Source organism: Desulfothermus naphthae (genome assembly GCF_054657475.1).
The window spans coordinates 823288-842232 of sequence record NZ_BAAHYQ010000001.1 but is presented as its reverse complement, the minus strand read 5'-3'; the positions used below and the strand labels follow the sequence as shown (position 1 = coordinate 842232).

At 35.0% G+C, this 18945-nt stretch carries 16 protein-coding genes; 2 read left to right on the top strand and 14 right to left on the bottom strand.

Features of this window, described 5'->3' with window-relative positions:
• Positions 1 to 5: 5 nt before the first annotated feature.
• The 7 genes from ACYQ1E_RS04030 to ACYQ1E_RS04000 form a co-directional block, all read right to left on the bottom strand.
• Positions 6 to 1247 (bottom strand): hypothetical protein, encoded by a 1242-nt coding sequence (locus ACYQ1E_RS04030; RefSeq protein WP_459875566.1) that lies wholly within the window; start codon positions 1245 to 1247, stop codon positions 6 to 8.
• The gene (locus tag ACYQ1E_RS04025) at positions 1244 to 2515 is read right to left on the bottom strand and encodes a hypothetical protein (RefSeq protein WP_459875564.1); all 1272 of its coding nucleotides are present in this window, start codon (positions 2513 to 2515) and stop codon (positions 1244 to 1246) included. The genes ACYQ1E_RS04030 and ACYQ1E_RS04025 overlap by 4 nt, the downstream gene beginning before the upstream one ends.
• A gap of 772 nt (positions 2516 to 3287) precedes the next feature.
• A complete protein-coding gene (locus ACYQ1E_RS04020; protein ID WP_459875562.1) occupies positions 3288 to 3677 on the bottom strand; it encodes a response regulator transcription factor in 390 nt (129 codons plus the stop codon).
• Between the two features lie 36 nt (positions 3678 to 3713).
• Complete coding sequence (locus ACYQ1E_RS04015; RefSeq protein ID WP_459875561.1) at positions 3714 to 5306, bottom strand: hydrogenase iron-sulfur subunit; 1593 nt, start codon at positions 5304 to 5306, stop codon at positions 3714 to 3716.
• The gene (locus tag ACYQ1E_RS04010) at positions 5303 to 6460 is read right to left on the bottom strand and encodes an FAD-dependent oxidoreductase (protein WP_459875559.1); all 1158 of its coding nucleotides are present in this window, start codon (positions 6458 to 6460) and stop codon (positions 5303 to 5305) included. Before ACYQ1E_RS04010 ends, ACYQ1E_RS04015 begins: the two co-directional genes overlap by 4 nt.
• Before the next feature lie 19 nt (positions 6461 to 6479).
• Positions 6480 to 7421, bottom strand: coding sequence for a methylenetetrahydrofolate reductase (locus tag ACYQ1E_RS04005; protein ID WP_459875557.1), 942 nt, complete (start codon positions 7419 to 7421; stop codon positions 6480 to 6482).
• 19 nt (positions 7422 to 7440) lie between these two features.
• Complete coding sequence (locus ACYQ1E_RS04000; protein ID WP_459875555.1) at positions 7441 to 8112, bottom strand: methylenetetrahydrofolate reductase C-terminal domain-containing protein; 672 nt, start codon at positions 8110 to 8112, stop codon at positions 7441 to 7443.
• Positions 8113 to 8671: 559 nt separating this feature from the next.
• Between ACYQ1E_RS04000 and ACYQ1E_RS03995 the strand changes: the two genes are divergently transcribed.
• Both ACYQ1E_RS03995 and ACYQ1E_RS03990 read left to right on the top strand, forming a co-directional pair.
• Positions 8672 to 9124 carry an IS1/IS1595 family N-terminal zinc-binding domain-containing protein gene (locus tag ACYQ1E_RS03995; RefSeq protein WP_459875553.1) on the top strand — a complete coding sequence of 151 codons (453 nt, stop codon included), beginning with the start codon at positions 8672 to 8674 and terminating at the stop codon, positions 9122 to 9124.
• Positions 9031 to 9390 carry an IS1 family transposase gene (locus ACYQ1E_RS03990; RefSeq protein WP_459875551.1) on the top strand — a complete coding sequence of 120 codons (360 nt, stop codon included), beginning with the start codon at positions 9031 to 9033 and terminating at the stop codon, positions 9388 to 9390. Before ACYQ1E_RS03995 ends, ACYQ1E_RS03990 begins: the two co-directional genes overlap by 94 nt.
• 604 nt (positions 9391 to 9994) lie before the next feature.
• Here the strand turns inward: ACYQ1E_RS03990 and ACYQ1E_RS03985 are convergent.
• The 7 genes from ACYQ1E_RS03985 to ACYQ1E_RS03955 form a co-directional block, all read right to left on the bottom strand.
• A complete protein-coding gene (locus ACYQ1E_RS03985; RefSeq protein WP_459874805.1) occupies positions 9995 to 11287 on the bottom strand; it encodes an IS1380 family transposase in 1293 nt (430 codons plus the stop codon).
• A gap of 74 nt (positions 11288 to 11361) precedes the next feature.
• Complete coding sequence (locus ACYQ1E_RS03980) at positions 11362 to 13185, bottom strand: B12-binding domain-containing radical SAM protein (RefSeq protein ID WP_459875549.1); 1824 nt, start codon at positions 13183 to 13185, stop codon at positions 11362 to 11364.
• Complete coding sequence (mltG, locus tag ACYQ1E_RS03975; protein ID WP_459875547.1) at positions 13172 to 14227, bottom strand: endolytic transglycosylase MltG; 1056 nt, start codon at positions 14225 to 14227, stop codon at positions 13172 to 13174. The genes ACYQ1E_RS03980 and mltG overlap by 14 nt, the downstream gene beginning before the upstream one ends.
• On the bottom strand, positions 14224 to 14637 hold the full coding sequence (gene ruvX / locus ACYQ1E_RS03970) for a Holliday junction resolvase RuvX (RefSeq protein ID WP_459875545.1): 414 nt from the start codon (positions 14635 to 14637) through the stop codon (positions 14224 to 14226). The genes mltG and ruvX overlap by 4 nt, the downstream gene beginning before the upstream one ends.
• A 139-nt stretch (positions 14638 to 14776) precedes the next feature.
• Positions 14777 to 14989 (bottom strand): type II toxin-antitoxin system HicA family toxin, encoded by a 213-nt coding sequence (locus tag ACYQ1E_RS03965; RefSeq protein WP_459875544.1) that lies wholly within the window; start codon positions 14987 to 14989, stop codon positions 14777 to 14779.
• Positions 14982 to 15200: a type II toxin-antitoxin system HicB family antitoxin gene (locus ACYQ1E_RS03960; protein ID WP_459875542.1), complete on the bottom strand. Its 219-nt coding sequence runs from the start codon at positions 15198 to 15200 to the stop codon at positions 14982 to 14984. Before ACYQ1E_RS03960 ends, ACYQ1E_RS03965 begins: the two co-directional genes overlap by 8 nt.
• A 77-nt stretch (positions 15201 to 15277) precedes the next feature.
• Positions 15278 to 18808: an FAD-binding and (Fe-S)-binding domain-containing protein gene (locus tag ACYQ1E_RS03955; RefSeq protein ID WP_459875540.1), complete on the bottom strand. Its 3531-nt coding sequence runs from the start codon at positions 18806 to 18808 to the stop codon at positions 15278 to 15280.
• Positions 18809 to 18945 lie beyond the last annotated feature (137 nt).

Sequence of the window (18945 nt, the reverse complement as noted above, 5' to 3'; positions counted from 1 at the left end):
CCTTTTTATTGTGGACAAATTTCCACATACCCAGCTAATTCAGCAATTTCTATGCCTTTTATATTAGTACCAAAAAAAGACGCTCCATTATTCGCCGCAATATTAGACGAGTCGTTTATGGTAATTTTATCTATTTTAAAATTATCCATGTATATTTCTACTGTTGGAGCTGCTACGAATATTCCAGCAAAGCTTCCTTGTATCCCTGCACTTTTATAAAGTTCAGTGATACCTGGAAGTTGTCTGGTTACGTTTATTAATAAGGGTTGAGCATGATAAGATTTTAATATATCTAACAAGACTACCATTTTATAATTGTCTAGATTTTGAAGATGGGCATTATATGTACCTGGACTCTGGATGTGGATATTACCTAATAACAAATTTAAAATTGAAAAATCTGTGTGGGTTAGGGCATTTAATTTTAAAGTATCTATCGTAACATTTCCTAGAGAAAGAGATGTACCTCCATCTGAGAAATTGTTTTCTTTGGTTCCTTCAGGATCAGATATACTTATCCTATCAAAATTCATATATATCACATTATCGTCCAAGGCTATATTTAGTCCACACTCTTGGTGTGAAGTTATCTCAAAATATCCCCCAAAAAGGGCAATGTCCATATTTTTGATGTTCAAAGAAAAAAAACTCTCTTTATTGTTTATGGAATTCCTTTCCAAGTTGTCTATAGTAATTTGTTCCACTTGAATTTCATCCGCGAATATATCTAAGGTCGGTACTCCAAAGACTATTCCACATTGATTGTAAGTCTCACTGCCTGGCTCAGGTAAAGGCAATCCATATTTTGCACCAAACATATAGTTATATCCAATGCTAAGTATGGGCAATTCATCTACTACGTCAATAGTTAGACCTGAAGCATCAAATGACTGTATTATTTCACTCATTGATGTGTTAAAATGAGCATCAATTTCCCCAGCAGTGTCATTTGGTAACAACTGATTTATATGTAATACATCAAATTTAAAATTATTTAAACTAATTTTTGCACCCTTACTATTTGATATTATATCTAAGGTTGGTAGATTATATGGATTTAGTCCTCCATCTAAATCATTGTAAGAAAGAGAGCCAAATTGTTGAGCAATCGTTACATCGTCTATTACAATATTAATACCAGATTTAGCATATACACCAGACAACTCATTGTCACTGAGCCTATTCATTCCAAAAACATTGTCACCCATGAAAATTAAGATTAATATCACAATACAAAAATTTTTCATTTTGGTGATACCTCCACATATCCTGAAAATATGCCTATAGCTACATCGGTTGCTTCCATACTTCCAAAAGAGGCTCTGTCATTGAGTACTAATAGATCTGATGGATCTTCTGGATAAAGGGGATCGTCGACCTCAATGCCTCCTAATACAACATGGTTGCAATATATTTCAATTGTTGGCAAATTAATAAATAAACCTGCTGCACTACCTGAAATACCTTGAGAATTATATATTTTTGTTGTAGTGGAAAGATACGATGTTAAGTTTATGCTAAAAGCAGAACCTCCTTGTTGGATTATTGATTGGGGAACAGTTGAAGATTGTAAATTCCTTATAGTTTCAATTAAAGAAGAAGATATATTATCTCCTGGACTGGAAATTTCCAGCTGGTTTTCTGAATTTTTATCAATCACAATGGAATTTACGGAAATCATATCAAAAGTTAAATCATTAAAGATCAATCTGGCTGGATGGGGAATACTTGCCGAATGAGATATATCAGAATAAAAGTTGTCATATTCATCATTTACGGGGTTATACAGCCCTTCAGTATCCTCATAAACCAACTCTTTCATTCCTACAAATAATTTCACATCATCTAAGGCTATATTTATACTACTACTATTGGATACTCCTGGAATAATTACCATAATTCCCTCTAGGGAGACAATATCTAAATCTTTAATCTGCATAACACCCATCGAAAAAAAATCATTCCAGGAAGAGCGAGTTGTTGAATGTGTGTAAATATTTGCGATGTCAAACTGTTTTATATAAAAATCTAATGTAGGCATTCCTATAAAGACTCCCCCATAATTAACGTCTTGAGCCTTCCAAAACAGACGGGGTAACTCTTCTGATACGTCTATACTAAATGGTTTGTATATAAATGATGATGAGTTGATGTAACCTGAATCCGATAAGTGGAAATGGGCATCCCTTCCAATTATCTTTTGGGGAATAACGGCATCAATTCTTCCACCGTTTATAGAAACATCATCTAAAATAATTTCAGCTCCATATGCTTTACCTGCCAAATGGTCATAATTAGAGTAATCTTCCCCATCGTCATCATGATATATTAAATAATCCGTGAAATAGTAAATCACTACGTCATCTATTGCCAAATTTACTCCTGGGGATATACCTTGAGTAGCAATTATTTGGTCTAAATCTTTATCTTTTAGGACAGTCAGAGAATTGCAAACATATGGACACAATAGCAAACAACATACACATAAATAAAATATAAATTTTCTTTTAACCATAAAAAATTTCTCCTCCTCATGTTTCAAAATTTTACCCATATATTAAATTTAATCAAAATTAATAACTTTGTCAATAGGCTAAAACCAGCAACAGCAATTCTCGGTGAGTTTTGTAAACGTAGGATTTATAAGGAAATACGAGAAAAATTTTATTTTTTTTTCGTAAAATGTATTAAAAATTAAACAAAAAGAAATTCTATAACTATTTCTTATAACAAAATAAATCTGTAAGATCAAATTATTTCTCACCGAGAATTGCTCTTACTTTATGTTGGAAATTTTAGGTAAAAGACTTCATCCGCCCAGGTTAAAAATCTCCCTTCCCACAAGGAGGAAGGGAGACTAAGATAAGAACTCAAGAATAAAACTCCTTTCTTAATCACACTAAGGTGACATCTTTCCTGAGACTTGGGACATTATACTGTGCGGTAGCTCCCGCTTAATAATGATGTGTTGCTCAAGAAAGAATCTGGGCAAACTTCAATTTGTCAACAAATCGGCTAAGCAATACCAGTCCGGCCTTGCACGTAAGATTTTTTTCTGTGAACTTAACATAAAGTCTATCCATAAGAATCAGTGTCTCCTCATACTTTGTATTTTACGCGCTTTATACTATTTTAATTAACCATATCAAACTAAAATATCAAACTAGGTTGCAGATTTTAAATAATATTATGGGCATAAGAGATGGTTACAAAGGTTCTCGTTTAGATATAACTTTCCCTCTCAAGATAATTTTTTTGTCAACCCGAAGTTTTAAACTTTAAATAAATTAACCCTGTTGAAGAAGCTCCATTACGCTATTTATAACCTTTTCTGTACAATCAGGTCCTTTGGGGATATAGTCTTCTGCCTCCATTCCCATGGCATCATATTGAGTATATGTGGTTTCACCTATGTGTTCAGCTACTGCTGTTAGCATTATTATGGGAATTTCCTTATAAGCTGGATCTGATTTCAATTCCTTGCACACATCCAGCCCAGATTTTTTGGGCATCATTACATCTAAAATCACAATATCTGGTGGATTTGCCTTTATTTTCTCAAGCCCTTGTGCACCATCATAGGCTAACTCTACTGAAAACCCTTTTTTTTCTAATTTTGTCTTAAGAATCTCACAAAAGTCTTGATCATCATCTACTAAAATGATCCTTTTTCCCATAATTACTCCTTTGGTTTAAACTAAATTTTTAACTAATTATGCCTCCAGCTTTTTAAATATCTCCTTTAATTTTACACAAAAGTCAATGGGCATGTTAGAAGCTACATTGAGAAGTTCTACCCTTTTAGGGTCCAATCCTATCTGGGACAATGATTTTTTCAGGTGTTCTATCCTATATTCTGCAAAGATATTACCCTTTTCAGATTTACAATTGTCTTTATAGCATGCCCCAATTATAACTCCATCTGCACCTTTGACAAGGGCCTCCAATACATAATCAATGTCTATTTTACCAGCACAAGGAACCTTTATTGCCTTAAAGCCTTTTGGTAGATCAATCCCTAAAGTTTTTGCACCTTCAACTGCTTCAAATGCAGAGTTTTTACAACAAAAACCAACAACAACAGGTCCATCTTTTTTAAAGTCCAATATGTTCTTTAATTCCTCTTTTATTTTGTCATCAGAATATTCTTTTATTTGAATAGCATTCATTGGGCATTCTGCAGTACATATACCACATCCTTCACACACCAAAGAAGAAATAGCTACTTTATCCACGTCCCAGTATATTGCTCCATGGGGACATACCCTATAACAGGTCAAACATCTTACACATTTTTCGTGGTCAATAGTGATTGTCTCTTCTATTTCTACCTTGCCGCCATCTTTAATCAATTCTTGAATTTCACAGCTCACATCTATGGCATCAGTAAAAAGATATGGAATTGCCTTAATTCCCAAAGCTGAACCCACTACAAATATTCCTTTTTTATTAGTGAAAACTGGTATCCTCCTCACATTATTTGTCTGTAAAAAACCATTTGAATCGAGGTGTATGCCAAAGAGTTCAGAAATCTCCTGATTTTTTTCATTAGGCATTATTTTATCTTCTACAATAACATAGTCTGGAGAAATTTCAATATCTTTTTTTATTAATGGCTCATAAAAAATAACCTTTGCAATCTTGTCCTCAGTCTCTACTTGTGGTGGCTTATTGCTCTTTAAAATCATTATTCCATTTTCTTTTGCGCATAATATGAGCTTTTCAAGTCCAAAAGATGCAGACTTTACATTTTTGCAAAAAATATACACCCTTGAACCTGATTTAGCAAGTTCTATTGCATGGAGAAGGATATTTTTAAAACTTACAGGATTAGTTTCTTCATTAAATGTAGTGAGAAAAACAGTAGTGCCTTTAATCTCTATATTTTCAGTTAAAAGCTTTGACAAATGCCTTATAGAAAATATATTTTCATTTGGGTTTATGCCATATTCTTCAAAAACAGGGATGTAATTATAAGGAGTAGCTATTACAATTACTCCAAAATTCTTTTTTTCTAATCCTCTATCAGACTTGAGATAAACCTTAAAATCACCACACATCCCATCCACTTTAGATATTTGGACATTATCCATCCATGTGACATTGGAGTCCTTTTTTAATTCCTCTAATATCTGAGAATAGTAATTGGCTACCTCAAATTTATAACAAGGATCTGGTTCAAATCCCTCTCCCTCATCTAGGATGGATACTGAATATCCCTGTTTTCTTATTTTTTGAGTGGCCATTATCCCTGCCACCCCACCACCTATTACAAGGACATCTGAATTAATGTTTATTTCACTCACTTTTTGCCTCCTAAATAAGTCAGGGTTTGACAAACTGCACTTTTTGCATGAGATATGGTATTTAAGATGTCTTTAGGACCTGTGGTGGTTCCAGCTAGAAATATTCCTTCTTGAGAGGTAAGGCCTGGTTCCATTAGATTTACCTCTTTAAAAAAACCATCCTCACCTAAATCAACATTTATTTTCTTTGCCACCTCTTTATTATCTTCATTTGGCATAATACCTACTGAGAGGACAACCAGATCAAAGATGTCTAATTTTCTTAAGTCTTCTATCTCGTCTTTGTATGCTACTTCTACCATATCTTCCTTATCTCGTGGAAATATATCAATCGGCGTTGCATTCACTAGGTTTAATTCTGTGTTTATCTGTTTTATAAAAGAAGAATATTCCTTACCAACATTCTGTATATCTATAAAAAATACCCAGATTTCTGTGTCAGGGTATCTGTGTTTTATCATTCTTGCCATTCTCAAGGCATAGGGACAACACACCTCTGAGCACCAGACACTATTAAAATCCTTACTTCTACTTCCAACACACTGAATAAAGGCAATTTTTTTTGCTTGTTGATGATTTGATGGTTTAATTACTTTGACTTCATTTCTTAGCATGTTCTCTAATTCTAGGGCAGTGATGACATTTTTCCACCTCTTATAACCATATGTGGCCCTTACAGCAGGGTCAAAGGGGGTAAAACCAGTGGCGATTATAAGTGCATCAACCTCTCTTTCTCCTTCTGTTCCAAGCTCATCTATCTTAACTCCATCTTCTGAGCCTTGGGGATTGCCAATAATTACTTTGTAAGGGGAATTGTATTTTGAAAATCCTGTAAGGATCTTATCTTTTTGGGGTATAGAATTTGATTTTTTTAGTTTTACCTTAAATTTTCCGTTTTTTATAACACTGTCTATTTCTGTTCGTAGATGGACAGTTATATTGGGTTGTGCTACCACATCCCTCAAGGTCTCTTCAACTAAACAGGCTCCACATTGCTGACATTTGTCTGTGGCCTTGCAAGTAAAACCAATGGCCTTTCCCCCTAAAAAGCACGTTTTTTCTACCAGTTCTACCTCAATATTTTTTTGAGAAAGTTCAAGGGCAGCACTCAGGCCCGCAATACCTCCTCCCAGGACCATGACTTTTTTGTTCATATCTATCTCCTCTTTGTTTTTAGACCTCTGGTCGGGGTAATAAACCCGCCCTTTCAGCAATTTCAGGGACCTTATGTTCCCATTCTATGGCCATTAAATGAACTCCAGCAACTCCTTTTAGCTCTTTAAACTCTTCTATTTGTTCACAGGCTATTTTTATTCCTTCTTCAGCAGCCTTTTCTTTTCCTGCACCTTTGAGTCGTTTTATCAATTCTTCGGGAACGTCCATTCCTGGGACTTTGTTTTGCATATATCTGGCCATACCAACGCTCTTTAATGGTGTGATCCCTGCGAGGATATATACCTTTTCGGTGAGTCCCATATCATTGGCCTGTTTTAGCCACTCCTTAAACCTTTTCATATTATAAATACATTGGGTTTGGATAAAATCCACTCCTGCCTTTATCTTTTTTGCAAGTCTATATACTCGCCAGTTATGTGGTTCAGCAAAGGGATTTGCAGCAGCACCAATAAAGATTTTTTTAGGTGGTACATCTATGTCATCGCCTCCTAGAAATTTTCCTTCATCCCTCATTTTTTTAACCATTGCAGCTAGTTGCATAGAATCTAAATCATATACACCTTTTGCCTGAGGATGATCTCCAAATTTTTGGTGGTCCCCTGAAAGACATAGAATAGTGCGAATGCCCATTGCATAACCGCCTAGTATGTCAGATTGCATGGCAAGTCTGTTTCTGTCCCTACACACCATTTGATAAACTGGCTCTAGTCCTTCTTCAAGACAAAGTAGAGAAGTAACTAGACTTGACATCCTTACAATTGCAGTTTGATTGTCAGTAATATTTACAGCATCTACATATCCTTTTAAATAGGATATCTTTTTTTTGACCTTTTCTACATTAGCTCCTCTAGGAGGTCCAAGTTCGGCAGTAAAAGCAAAATGTCCTTCCCTTAGGACACGCTCCAATTTGCTGCTTTCTTCAATATTTCTCTTGTTCATTAATATCCCTCCTAAATTTTTATTTTGAAGAAGTCTCATATAATTTTTCATAGCCTGGTTGTATAACTGTCCTTGGCCTTTGATTTTCCCAATTATTTGCAGGGATCACATCCATTATTTGGTCAAGTCTGCCTTGTTTTTCCAATCTTTCATAAATCAAGTACCATGCACAGGGTTGGTCTTCATCTATTTCACATTTTCCTTTATTAGTGCCACCGCATGGGCCATTAAACAGACTTTTCGCACACATAGTGACAGGGCATATTCCTCCCGTTATACCCAATACACAATTTCCACACCCACGACATCTCTCTTCATACCATCCAACAGCCCTATTAATCCCTATAAATGAAGTATTAACTGCTGGGAATACTGGCTTATCTGGATATACTTCTGCTAAAAACTGGACTCCAGCTCCGCATGCCATTGATAAAAATGCGTCATATTGATCTGCAATGTCTTTTAATTGGTCAAGAAATTCTTTATCACATTGTCTCTCTAAAGTTATTCCATCAAAACTAGCTTTGTCTCCCATTGAAAGAGACAATTCATTTTTCAGGACTTCTACTTCTTTTTCTCCTCCAGCCAAGCAAACCGCTACACATGTGCCACATCCTACAATTAAGATTTTTTTGTAAGGGGAAATCATGGTTTTGATTTCTTCTAAGGGTTTTCTTTTGGCAACTATCATTTTTTTCCTCCTGGTTTATAAAATTTAAAAACCCATTTGCCTCTAGTATTTCTTCTGAAATAGCTATTTATTATAATAAACAGTAATCACGATTGTTACACTTTATCGATATTAGCCACAAACTTTTTTACCTTTGATTTCATTTTTGCTCATTTTATTAAATAAAAAAATACAATAATTCCAAAATCTTTTGGTTAGTTATAACAAAAGAGAAAAATTAATGTCAATTAAATAAATGAAAAAAAAACAAAGGAAATCTAGTATGTTTTGATTTTTCTAATAAAATTAGAAAATAAAAATTTTTATTTGTCTCAATTAGACAATTTGATTTTTATAAAAGTACATAGTAAGTAGAATTGCGTAAATATCTATAATAAACTAAGATAATATTTTGAACAAAGATCATTTGGAGGAGGATATGATTAGGGTGCAACTATTCCGATAATCAACGAAGGGAGTTGGAAAACTTTCGTTCTTAGACTTTATTAAAAGGAGAGTGTTTACATTTAGATAGAAATATAATATAAGTTATCCCAACCAAAATGATGGGAGGGAGAAAATGGTTGTATGCAAGCATTGTAATTCAACGCAAGTGGTCAAAAATGGTTTTGTTCGTAAAAAACAGCGGTATCTCTGCAAGAACTGTTCACGAACTTTTGTGATAGGAGATGCAAGGAGAAAAGAATCTCTGAAAGTAAAAAAAGCTCTTGCAGTTATTCTTTATTCTCTTGGTAAAGCATCATTTGGCTTTTTAGCTAAATTATTTGGAGTTTCTCGTTCATTGACTTACCGGTGGATAAAAGAGGAAGCCGAATCACTTCCAGAACCAGCTATATCTAATGAGATAAAAGAAATAGAATTTGATGAGATGTGGCATTTTATCCAGTCAAAAAAAACAAAATATGGATCATCAAGGCATTGGATCGTAGCAGAGGGCGAACTATTGCCTGGGTTATCGGCGATCGTGATGCTTCAACCTTCAGAGGGTTATACAAAAAATTTGAACAATTGAAGGATGCTGTTTTTTATACAGATGATTGGGAAGCTTTTAAGAAGGTATTGCCGCCAGAGCGTCATATAATAGGGAAAAGAAGAACAGTGACAACAGAAAGAGATAATAGCAATACAAGACATCATCTTGGACGAATAACAGGTAGGACGAAAGTTGTATCTAAAAAGGAAGAAATGGTTCATGCATCAATGAAATTATGGCATGCATTAACTGATCCTGAAATCTTTGCCAAATATCAGCAAAGATTTTTATCTATCTTTAGGTGAACACTCTCCTTAATCATCTCCTTTCACCTTTTCAATACCTTTCGCCTTAAAATGGTTCCCATATTGTTAAACATCCCATTGCGATGCTTTAAAGACCTCGCATGCTAATCTTGATTAGTTCATCCTCTTATTTTAAAATTTTTGAGAATATCTTACCATCTTCTTTTCCATTTGAGCACTTCTCTGATCTGACCTTCAAATATTCCTCTAAATACATAAATTATTCACTACTCTATTTATTTTTTTTAAAGACCATAGAGGGATATTTCCCTTTTACCAAGTGGAAAAACAGACTTATAAAGGTTTAAACAGTCTTGTGCATAGGTTATCCTGTATAAAAAGTTCTGTATTTTACTAATATATGCAAATTTATCTAAACCTAAAATCTGCAATTACAGTTCAATCGTAAGCAACTGATTGTTCTGGACAGAGATACCTAGATATGGAGCTGTTATGTTAAAGGATATGTCTCCCTCATTGTGACTTGGAAGGCTTTTTCAGGTAGAAGCTGCGGTCAGTGGCACTCTTTACGGGTGTGTAAAGGCACACCACTGCACATGGACTTACGCAAAATCCTATTTTGGAGGATACTCTCAAAAAAAGATTAAGCAAATTGTAATGACCGGATGGAATTTTCTATCTTTATCCAACGTTCTTTGAAAAAATAATCCCTCGATAATCGAAGGAACCATTGTCGTCCCGCATGCATCAGCCGAGCTGGAACATGGATTAGAAACATGCGGATTGTGTTGGGCTCTTCTCTAAAACCATCTTCATCGTTGAGCCACATCATCCAAACCAGTAGATTGTAAGCCAGAATACAGGTCTGGAATATGGCGGAGTTGGCCCAAAAATCCTGTGTCAAAATGCTTCCAGAGGCCATCTGTCCCTTACACCACTCAATCCAGTTTTCACTGGCCCCCCGTTGGCAATAATACCTGTGGACGTCCCAGGGACTCAGGTTCATATTTGTTACATAACAAAAATAATCATACTCAGTCTTTGTAACGCTGAAAAAAAAGCAACTAAATTTGCTCTCTATTACTTGACGTACGGCCACAAACCGGCGGGGGTGCTTCCACCTTTCACATTTGTATGTGAATTCGGTCTTCTCATAGCCAGGTCTATTTTTAACCTTGTGCCACTTCTGAGCTTCTAAAAGCTGAGTGAGTCCTCGCATCTTAACCTTGATTAAGTACAAAGCATGAGCCTCTTCTAAGTAGTCTAAAAGTTCTCCATTAAAAAAGGCGGAATCTGCACGTACAATAATTTTCCAGACTCTCCTTGGAAGCTTGGCAAAGCACTCTTGCATAAACTCTACACAACCATTGGCTGAATAAGCATCTCCGGCTCTAAACCAGTTGTGAAGACATTCCCGCGTCTCAGCAATAAAGCAAAGGAGCGGATGATATCCCCTTTGTCCTGGCTTCTTGGGGTTGTAACCCTTCTCGGCACCTTCCTGTTTCCCATACACTCCACGCACTGTAGAGTCCAAATCTAAAGTGATGCGGCTAAACCATTTTTTACCCCAAACCTTTTTGCGCACTTTTGTTTCTACATCGGAGAGCTCATTGCAATGTCGGGGATTAAACAACTTAAAAACCCGATTTATGGTAGTATAGTCAGGAAACCTTTCCCATTTAAAAAGCGACCTCAATGCTAAATCAGATCTTAGGATAAATACATGGCTCATATGCTTAGCCCCGGCTAACACTGCCATCATCAAAATCATGATAATGTCGGAAACCTTATACTGTGCGGTAGCTCCCCGCTTAATAGTAATGTGTTGCTCAAGCATCTTGGGAAGCTTCAGTTTGTCAGCAAATAGGCCCAGCAATACCAGTCCGGCGTTGCCCGTAAGATTTTTTTCAGTGAACTTAACATGGAATCTACGCATAGAATCAGTGCCTCCTAATACTTCCTATTTGAGACACTTTATACCATTAATTCACTATATTGTCAAGCTAAACATTATCTTATGATGCAAATTTTAGGTAAAAAATATTCTTCTAAATATACATCTTCTGGGCCATATATCTGAAACCAAAAAGTGCTTTGTTGAGTTGAATAGATGGTAGATGGAATTGAAACCAGGGCAAGATTATCTCCCTGCCCTTGTAGTTTAAGAAACACCTGAGTTGATCTTACTGGATCTATTGTATCCACATAGACCCTATCCATGTACATATCCCTTGCACATAGCACACTTTTAAAAATATCCACAATTTTTTCAAATGTAAGTCCATATATCTCTTGCTCCTCAATTACAATATCAATTAGTATAAAAGGATTTTTGGACAAAATAAGATTGTACAGTCTTAAAAATTTTTCTCCATCTAAAAGCCAGCCAACATCAGATATATGAATCATTATAGATAACATTAGATTGTCTAAACAATTTAACGCAAAATCATTTATATCAATGCCCCTATCTTGTAGATCTAAAAGATATATGGGAGATACATTGTTATCAGATAAATAAGACTCATCAGGAAATAGCAAGGGAAACTCCCTTGGGAACAAATCTATATCTATTTTATCTTCTATTAAGAGAAATGTCTCTTTAATGTCTTCTTGGTTCATATTTTTTGTCTTTTTTACAAGATAAGGCGGCTTATTAGTATAATCTAAGCCCAATTTCCTTGATTCTGACCTGAGTTCAGTACCTGGCAAAACACATAAGGGATAGATGCCAAATTGGTCTGCTAGTTTATTTTCTAAGACAAAATCAACTCCTTTTAATACGTTTCTAACTCCATCTCCAGGAAGTCCTACAATCAAATCCAGCAGGATATCTATTTCCCTTTTTCTTAATTCCTTTATTCCTGAAACAAAATCCTTTTTATTAAACTTTCTGTTTATTAGGTGCAGGGCAACCTCATTTATACTCTGCAATCCCACTTCTACTTTTTTTACGTTGATTTTTTTAAGTAACTCAGCAAGTTCCGTTGAGACATCTTCTGCATTTAATTCGCAAAAAATATCTGGACTAAAGCTATTTAATATCTCATGCAATCTCTTCAAAAATAATTTTGAATCTTTTCTTCTAAGAAAGGATGGATCAATAAAGCTTATCTCATTTACGCCCTTGTCCCTTGCCCATTTTAATTCAGAGATGACTTTTTCAATGGGAAAATATCTTATTTTTTTAAAATTTTTATGGTAATAGCAATATTTACATTTATGTACACACCCTCTTAGGGTTTCAATTAGGATTGAACCATCATAAGAAATACAATCAGTATCCATATAGACCAATGGAATTTTGTTTAGAGCAATAGATCTGCCATATAAAAATATCTTTTGTTCAACTATTTTTACATCATTTAAACAATTTGATAAATCTAATTTTAATTTAATAAATTCCAGTTTATTTGCAATATCAGTAAGGACTAATTCTCCCTCACCAATTACACCAATATCAAATCCACCTACATTTAATATAAATTCATTGTCTAAATTTACTTCTGGACCTCCTATTATAACTAAAACGTCAGGGAGTATTTCTTTTAATTTCCTGGCAATATAAAGAGACCTTTCTACATTCCAGAGATATAAGCTAAAGCACACTACATCTGGCTCTATATCCACTATAGTTTTAATTATCATACTATCTGAGCCAAATGTTTCTATTTTTTTATCAAACCAAATAATCTCAATATTTTTTATTACACTTCTCAAAAAACAGGATAATAAAGAGGATGTATAAGGGACATGTGCGAAATTTTCTCTTAAGTCATGGGAAACTACCGGCAGTTGAACAAACAACCATTTATGTCTTTTATTTATGAACATTTTTTCTATGAGGTGCAATCTGGTATTTATACACTGCTTTGTTGTGTTCCTTTAAAGTAGTACTAAATTTGTGGGTTCCATCTCCTTTTGAAACAAAATAGAGATAGGAATGTTTTGCTGGATGGACTACGGCCAAGATAGATGAAACAGTGGGAGAACATATAGGGGTTGGGGGAAGTCCTTTATATTGGTAAGTATTATAAGGATTATCTTTCTCTATCAAGTCCTTTTTCCTTAAATTTCCCATAAATTCAGGGCCTAAACCATAAATAACTGTAGGGTCACATTGAAGACGCATATTTCTTTTGAGTCTATTTAAAAATACTCCTGCAATAATGGGTTTTTCAAAATCATACATTGCCTCTTTTTCAACTAAAGATGCAAGAATGACTATTTTATAGATTTCGTGACTCTCTGGTAGGAATTTTTTCCATACATGTTTTTTCACCTGGCGCCAGAATTCATCCACCATTTTCTCAACAACTTCCCTTGCATGTCGCTTACTCACACCTTTTTCAAAAAAATATGTATTGGGATACAGATATCCTTCTGCACAAGGGCCAGGGATATTGTTTTTATCTAAAAACTCCCTATCAAAGATCACCTTTTTAAAATCAGAAAACTTTAAAATCCCTTTTTTCTCGAATAACTTTCCAACTGACCACCATGGTTCTCCTGGGGGTATGGTGACTTTATGCAGATATGGCGGACCAGATATTAAGTATTGGAGCAGTCTTTTCTGGCTCCACCTCCTGTTTATCAAAAATTCTCCAGACCTTATTTTGTTTTCAGCCTTTGTGAGTCTGCCCATTAAATAAAAAAGTTTGGTATCTTTTAAAATACCCTTTTTTTTCAATCTGTTTACAACATCTTTAAAAGTTTCTCCTTTTTTTACTTTAAAAACTACATGTCTACCATTTTCATCAATTGGACAGTTCCATAAATATTTTGCATAATAATAAATTCCCACAACAAAAACTAAACATATAAACAACCAGAGCAAAATTAAACTATATAGAGTATGTTTTAATTTTTCTCTCATGGATTTTTGGATGAAAAATAAGTATTTAAGATGTCAACTGCGGCCTGTTGATCTATGACCTTTTTTATTTTTTTTGCAGACATGCCCCTATTTTTAAGGGTCCTATCTGCATTATAGGAGCTGTAGGACTCATCTACCAAATCTACAGGCACATCTAACTTTTTTTTCAAATCCCTTACAAGATTTTTCACCTGTCTGGTTATTAATGTTTCTTCTCCATTTATACCAATGGGAAGACCGATGACTATCCTCTGGATATTTTCAGTCGCAACTATGGAAGTAATATCACTTACTAATTTTTTCCTTGATGTGTAGGTCAAAGTCTTATAGGGCAGAATTAACTTTTCATCGCTAGTTGATATGGCAAGACCCACCCTTTTTTGCCCATAATCTATAGCCAGGTATTTCATCAAAAAATCCCTTCATTCAACTTAATCCACTTAAACCAAATACCTCTGTTTGTTGGGTTTGTTGAGTTTAACCCCTCAACCCTTCAACCCATCGACCAAACTCAGCGGCGGGCAATAGCCCGTCCGCTGGAGTGGTTTGTTAGATTAAATTTTTCTTTTCTTCACCAATAATTTCAAATAATTGCTTTACAATTTTAGGATGTAATATCTTTCCGCTATGAAAAGGCAAAACAAATCGCTTATCTTCCTTCATATAAATCCTATGACTTCCTTTACTTCTAATCAATTTAAAACCCGCTTGTAATAATAATTTCTCAGCTTCAACAGCAGTTAGTCTTGGTAGTTTAGGCAATTGGTACCTCTAAAGAAGTTGTTAAAATTTCTTTATTTAATAAAATTTTTTTCTCTTCTTGGTCTAAAGTCTCTAAATAAAGTTCTACTGCTTCTTTAATATTTTTTAAAACTTCTTCTAAAGTATCTCCCTGTGTATGACAGCCTTTTAACTCAGGACAATAAGCATAGTATCCAAATTCATCTTTTTCTATTATTACCGTAACTTTCACTCCCTTCCTCCACATTTAATTTTTTTCTAACAACCCCTTAACCCATTAACTCATTAACCCCTTAACCCATCCACCCATTAACCCTTTAAAATTGATTTTAGTTCCTTTTTCCATTTTTTCCCACCAACTAGATAGGCCAAAAATTCCAATATATGTAGAGCTTCTCGATTATGGTCCTTTTCTGCAAATATTCTTTGCAGTCCAACTTTACAAGAAGGACATCCAACAAGGACTGGAAGTTCTTTTCTATAATCTTTTAAGTCCAGCTCAAGTTGTTTTTTCTTTCTCTTTTTTAGTGTGTGGTAAACTGCAGGAGATGTAAGTGCTCCTAGCCCACTTTCTCCACAACAACCTGGACTTATTTTGATATTTACACCAAACAACTTTTCAAGTTTTTCTTTATATATATCAGCAGACTTTAGTCTAGGCACCCCAGACCATTCCACATGACATGCCTGATGATACACAAGAAAATCTGTTTCTAGTTTCTCCTTAAAGGGAAAACAAAGTCCTTTATTTATGATTTTTTCCACTAAAAACTGTGTGCAGTCGTAAATCTTTGTATCCTTCTCAAGAAAATGTTCCAGCCCATAAGAAGATATAGATTCTAAACAGGTACCACAAGAGGTAAGCACCACTATTTCTGGATTATTCATGATATTATGAGTTTTAATTGTTGCAGTTATCCTTTTAATATTTCTGAGTTTATTCTTTTCATACTCTTCACTCAAACCAGTAGCAAGTAAAGGATATCCGCAGCACATATGTTCATTTGGGATCACCACCTTAAAGCCAAACTTAAGGAGTAAATAAACAGAGGCAAGTCCAATATCTGGGAAAAACAATGCTGCTCCACATCCAGGAAAATAGAATACTTCATCGTTGAATATATAACTATAAGAGGCAAAATAATTATTTTTCTTTGCTTTTAGCTTAGAATAGAGATTTGCTATGCCCAGGTTTGGACCAGGACCTGAGAGTAAAGGATGCTTAAATTTTGTTTTTACATTCTCAGGAACTGCCTTTATAATACTATTTTGTATCTTTTGTCCAAGAGCCAGCACTTTTGTGACCTTTGGAAGATAATCGTTATTTTCAGTTAAATATCTTAGTATTGAGGCCTTTATTGGATGGTGACCAGAGACTGCCCTTTCTTCTAAAAAGGCCCGCAAATTTAAAATCTGTTCACCAGTATTTATCTTTACTGGACAGATCTCCATGCACCTGCCACAGGATGTGCAAGTTTCAGATATCACCCTTATTCTTTTTAACAACTTTTTATTGGGCTTATTTTCTACAATCTTGGTATAATAATAGGCTTCCAGTAGAGCTCCCATGGAGATTATCTTATTTCTGGGATGATAAACATACCCTTCTTCAGGATAATACATAGGACAAACCTGTTTACACTTTCCACACCTTGAACATATCTGAACATTTTTTAAGATAAAAATTAGCTTATCCTTATAAGGAATAGATGTTTTATTGAGGTCTTCAATTAATTTATTAAAAGAAAAGGTATAAGGAATAAAATTTAGGGATCTTCTAGTTAGCTTATCTGGATTAAAGATATTATTTGGATCCACTTTTTCTTTATATTTTTTGAGTTCTTCAATGCGTTTTGCATCTAAATAACTTATCTTTGTTATCCCTATGCCGTGCTCACCAGAGATTGCACCACCTAATGAGAGCACCTTTTCAAATACCTTTGATGCTGCTTCCTCTGCCAACTTCATCATCTTGGAATCATTAGAATTAACAGGGATATTCACATGACAATTACCATCACCAGCATGCATATGATTTGCAATGGTTATTCTTGTATTTAACATGTGTTGTTCTATAGTAGAAATTTCCTGATGTTGAGCTGGGTATCTACTCTTTAAATCCCTGAAGAAAAAATGAATTTGAAGCATAAATTCTTGTTCAGGAAGTTTAGCAACATCAATCTTTCCCTTTAATATCTTAGATGCAAAATTGATCTCCATATCTATAAATTCATCACCTGGATTTACTCCATCTATCTTTAATACTTCCTGTAAGGCATCTCTATAGGCCAGGGCTGCATAATATAAGTTTAATTTTTCCAAAAATTTAGAAAACTCAGGGATAACCTCTATTGGTATAACAATATCTTCATTTATCTTAAAACCACTGGTACGCCTGGCAATTGCACTCAATTTATGCCTATCTTCCCAGAATATTTCTGCCTCTTTTGCGTCCCTTGCAATAAATACATCCACATTCTCATGTTGTTTTGCAATCTTTGCCACTTGTAGTGTGATTTGTTCCAGGGCTTCTTTGTCTTCAGAATCTAGTTGAATAAGTAAAACAGATATTGGATCTCCTTCAAATGATTTTGATTTCTTTTTATATTCTATTGCCTGCACATATTTTGCCCCAAATTCTTCTAAGGCAGACATCTTAACCTTATCGCCCTTTTTTCTTATATCATCCCTTAACTTCACCAGATCCTTGATCACCAGCATGGCGTTTTCCATGGTCTTTCCATAGAACTCCAAACAGAGGGTAGAGGAAAATGGGAGTTTTTTATAGAGTACAAAACAGGCTTCAGTGATTATCCCATCTACTCCTTCCTTTTGGACCCCTGGAAGTCCTCCTAAATACTTGTTGCTAACGTCCTTACCAAGGCCAGTTCCCCTTATCTCGTCTCCTTTTAGCTCAACAACATCAATCAAGGTTTTGTCTTCAGAATAGATTTCAAATACAGCAACCTCCTGGGGCAGGATTTTGTGCCTGGGGTGTGCTTTTCTCTTAACTTCAATACATTTTCCATTTGCCAGAACCATCTTATAACTCAAAATATTGTCCAGGGTAGTTCCATACTCAAAGGCAAAAGGGCCACCTGCATTTTCAGCAATATTTCCTCCAATAGAGGATGATGCCTTTGATGCTGGATCCACTGTGAAAAGAAGTCCATACTTGGCTGCTTCTTTTGCAGCATTAAGGGTAATTACCCCGGTCTGGGCACACATAGTCATAGAATTTTTGTTTATATCCAAAATCTTTTTCATTCTACTCAAACTAACGATTACAGTACGGGGCCGACAGGGGATAGCTCCACCAGTTAGTCCAGATCCACCACCTCTAGGAACAAGGTAAAACTTCATCTCATTTGCAAGCTCAACTACCTTTTTCACTTCTTCAGTACTTGCTGGAGCAACCACACACATTGGAAGTTCTACCCTGAGGTCAGTTGCATCGGTGGAACATTCTACAAGGTGGTTGGGAGATGTGTATATGTGTTCAGGATCTATATATTTTTTAAGCCTGGATATTACTTTCTTTCTAAAGACCCTATCTTCTAAATACTCTTCCCAAAATCTCTTGAAACCTTTAACAAGGATATTATATACATCTTCGTCTAACACACCACGCTCATCTTCAAGCTGTTTAAACACACTTTTGTAAACAACTTCAGAAGGAATGTATGGATTGTAGCGTATTAAAAAAATCTCAGAGCACAAACTCTCCACTGTCTCTTTTGTGTATTCTGGCCACTTGGAGATATCTTGTTCTGATATACTAAGCACGCGCTCAATTAACTTGACATTTGGAATAGATATGTGAGGACTTTTTCTGTACATCTAACTTAGCTCCTTAATAAAAAATATTTTAAACCTTTCTGGATGGTGGATAGGAAATATGACGTGCTTGCACGATTCGGGGATATATTAAATGTAACGCCATCCAAAAGTCACGACAAATTTTTAAAAAATTAAAA

Bases quoted from the DNA above. Each gene is read 5' to 3' on its own strand.
- ACYQ1E_RS03995 (WP_459875553.1), top strand. From the start codon at position 8,672: ATGGTTGTATGCAAGCATTGTAATTCAACGCAAGTGGTCAAAAATGGT.
- ACYQ1E_RS04010 (WP_459875559.1), bottom strand. From the start codon at position 6,460: ATGAACAAAAAAGTCATGGTCCTGGGAGGAGGTATTGCGGGCCTGAGT.
- ACYQ1E_RS04030 (WP_459875566.1), bottom strand. From the start codon at position 1,247: ATGAAAAATTTTTGTATTGTGATATTAATCTTAATTTTCATGGGTGAC.
- ruvX (WP_459875545.1), bottom strand. From the start codon at position 14,637: ATGAAATACCTGGCTATAGATTATGGGCAAAAAAGGGTGGGTCTTGCC.
- ACYQ1E_RS03985 (WP_459874805.1), bottom strand. From the start codon at position 11,287: ATGCGTAGATTCCATGTTAAGTTCACTGAAAAAAATCTTACGGGCAAC.
- mltG (WP_459875547.1), bottom strand. From the start codon at position 14,227: ATGAGAGAAAAATTAAAACATACTCTATATAGTTTAATTTTGCTCTGG.
- ACYQ1E_RS04005 (WP_459875557.1), bottom strand. From the start codon at position 7,421: ATGAACAAGAGAAATATTGAAGAAAGCAGCAAATTGGAGCGTGTCCTA.
- ACYQ1E_RS03955 (WP_459875540.1), bottom strand. From the start codon at position 18,808: ATGTACAGAAAAAGTCCTCACATATCTATTCCAAATGTCAAGTTAATT.
- ACYQ1E_RS04025 (WP_459875564.1), bottom strand. From the start codon at position 2,515: ATGGTTAAAAGAAAATTTATATTTTATTTATGTGTATGTTGTTTGCTA.
- ACYQ1E_RS03980 (WP_459875549.1), bottom strand. From the start codon at position 13,185: ATGTTCATAAATAAAAGACATAAATGGTTGTTTGTTCAACTGCCGGTA.
- ACYQ1E_RS04020 (WP_459875562.1), bottom strand. From the start codon at position 3,677: ATGGGAAAAAGGATCATTTTAGTAGATGATGATCAAGACTTTTGTGAG.
- ACYQ1E_RS04000 (WP_459875555.1), bottom strand. From the start codon at position 8,112: ATGATAGTTGCCAAAAGAAAACCCTTAGAAGAAATCAAAACCATGATT.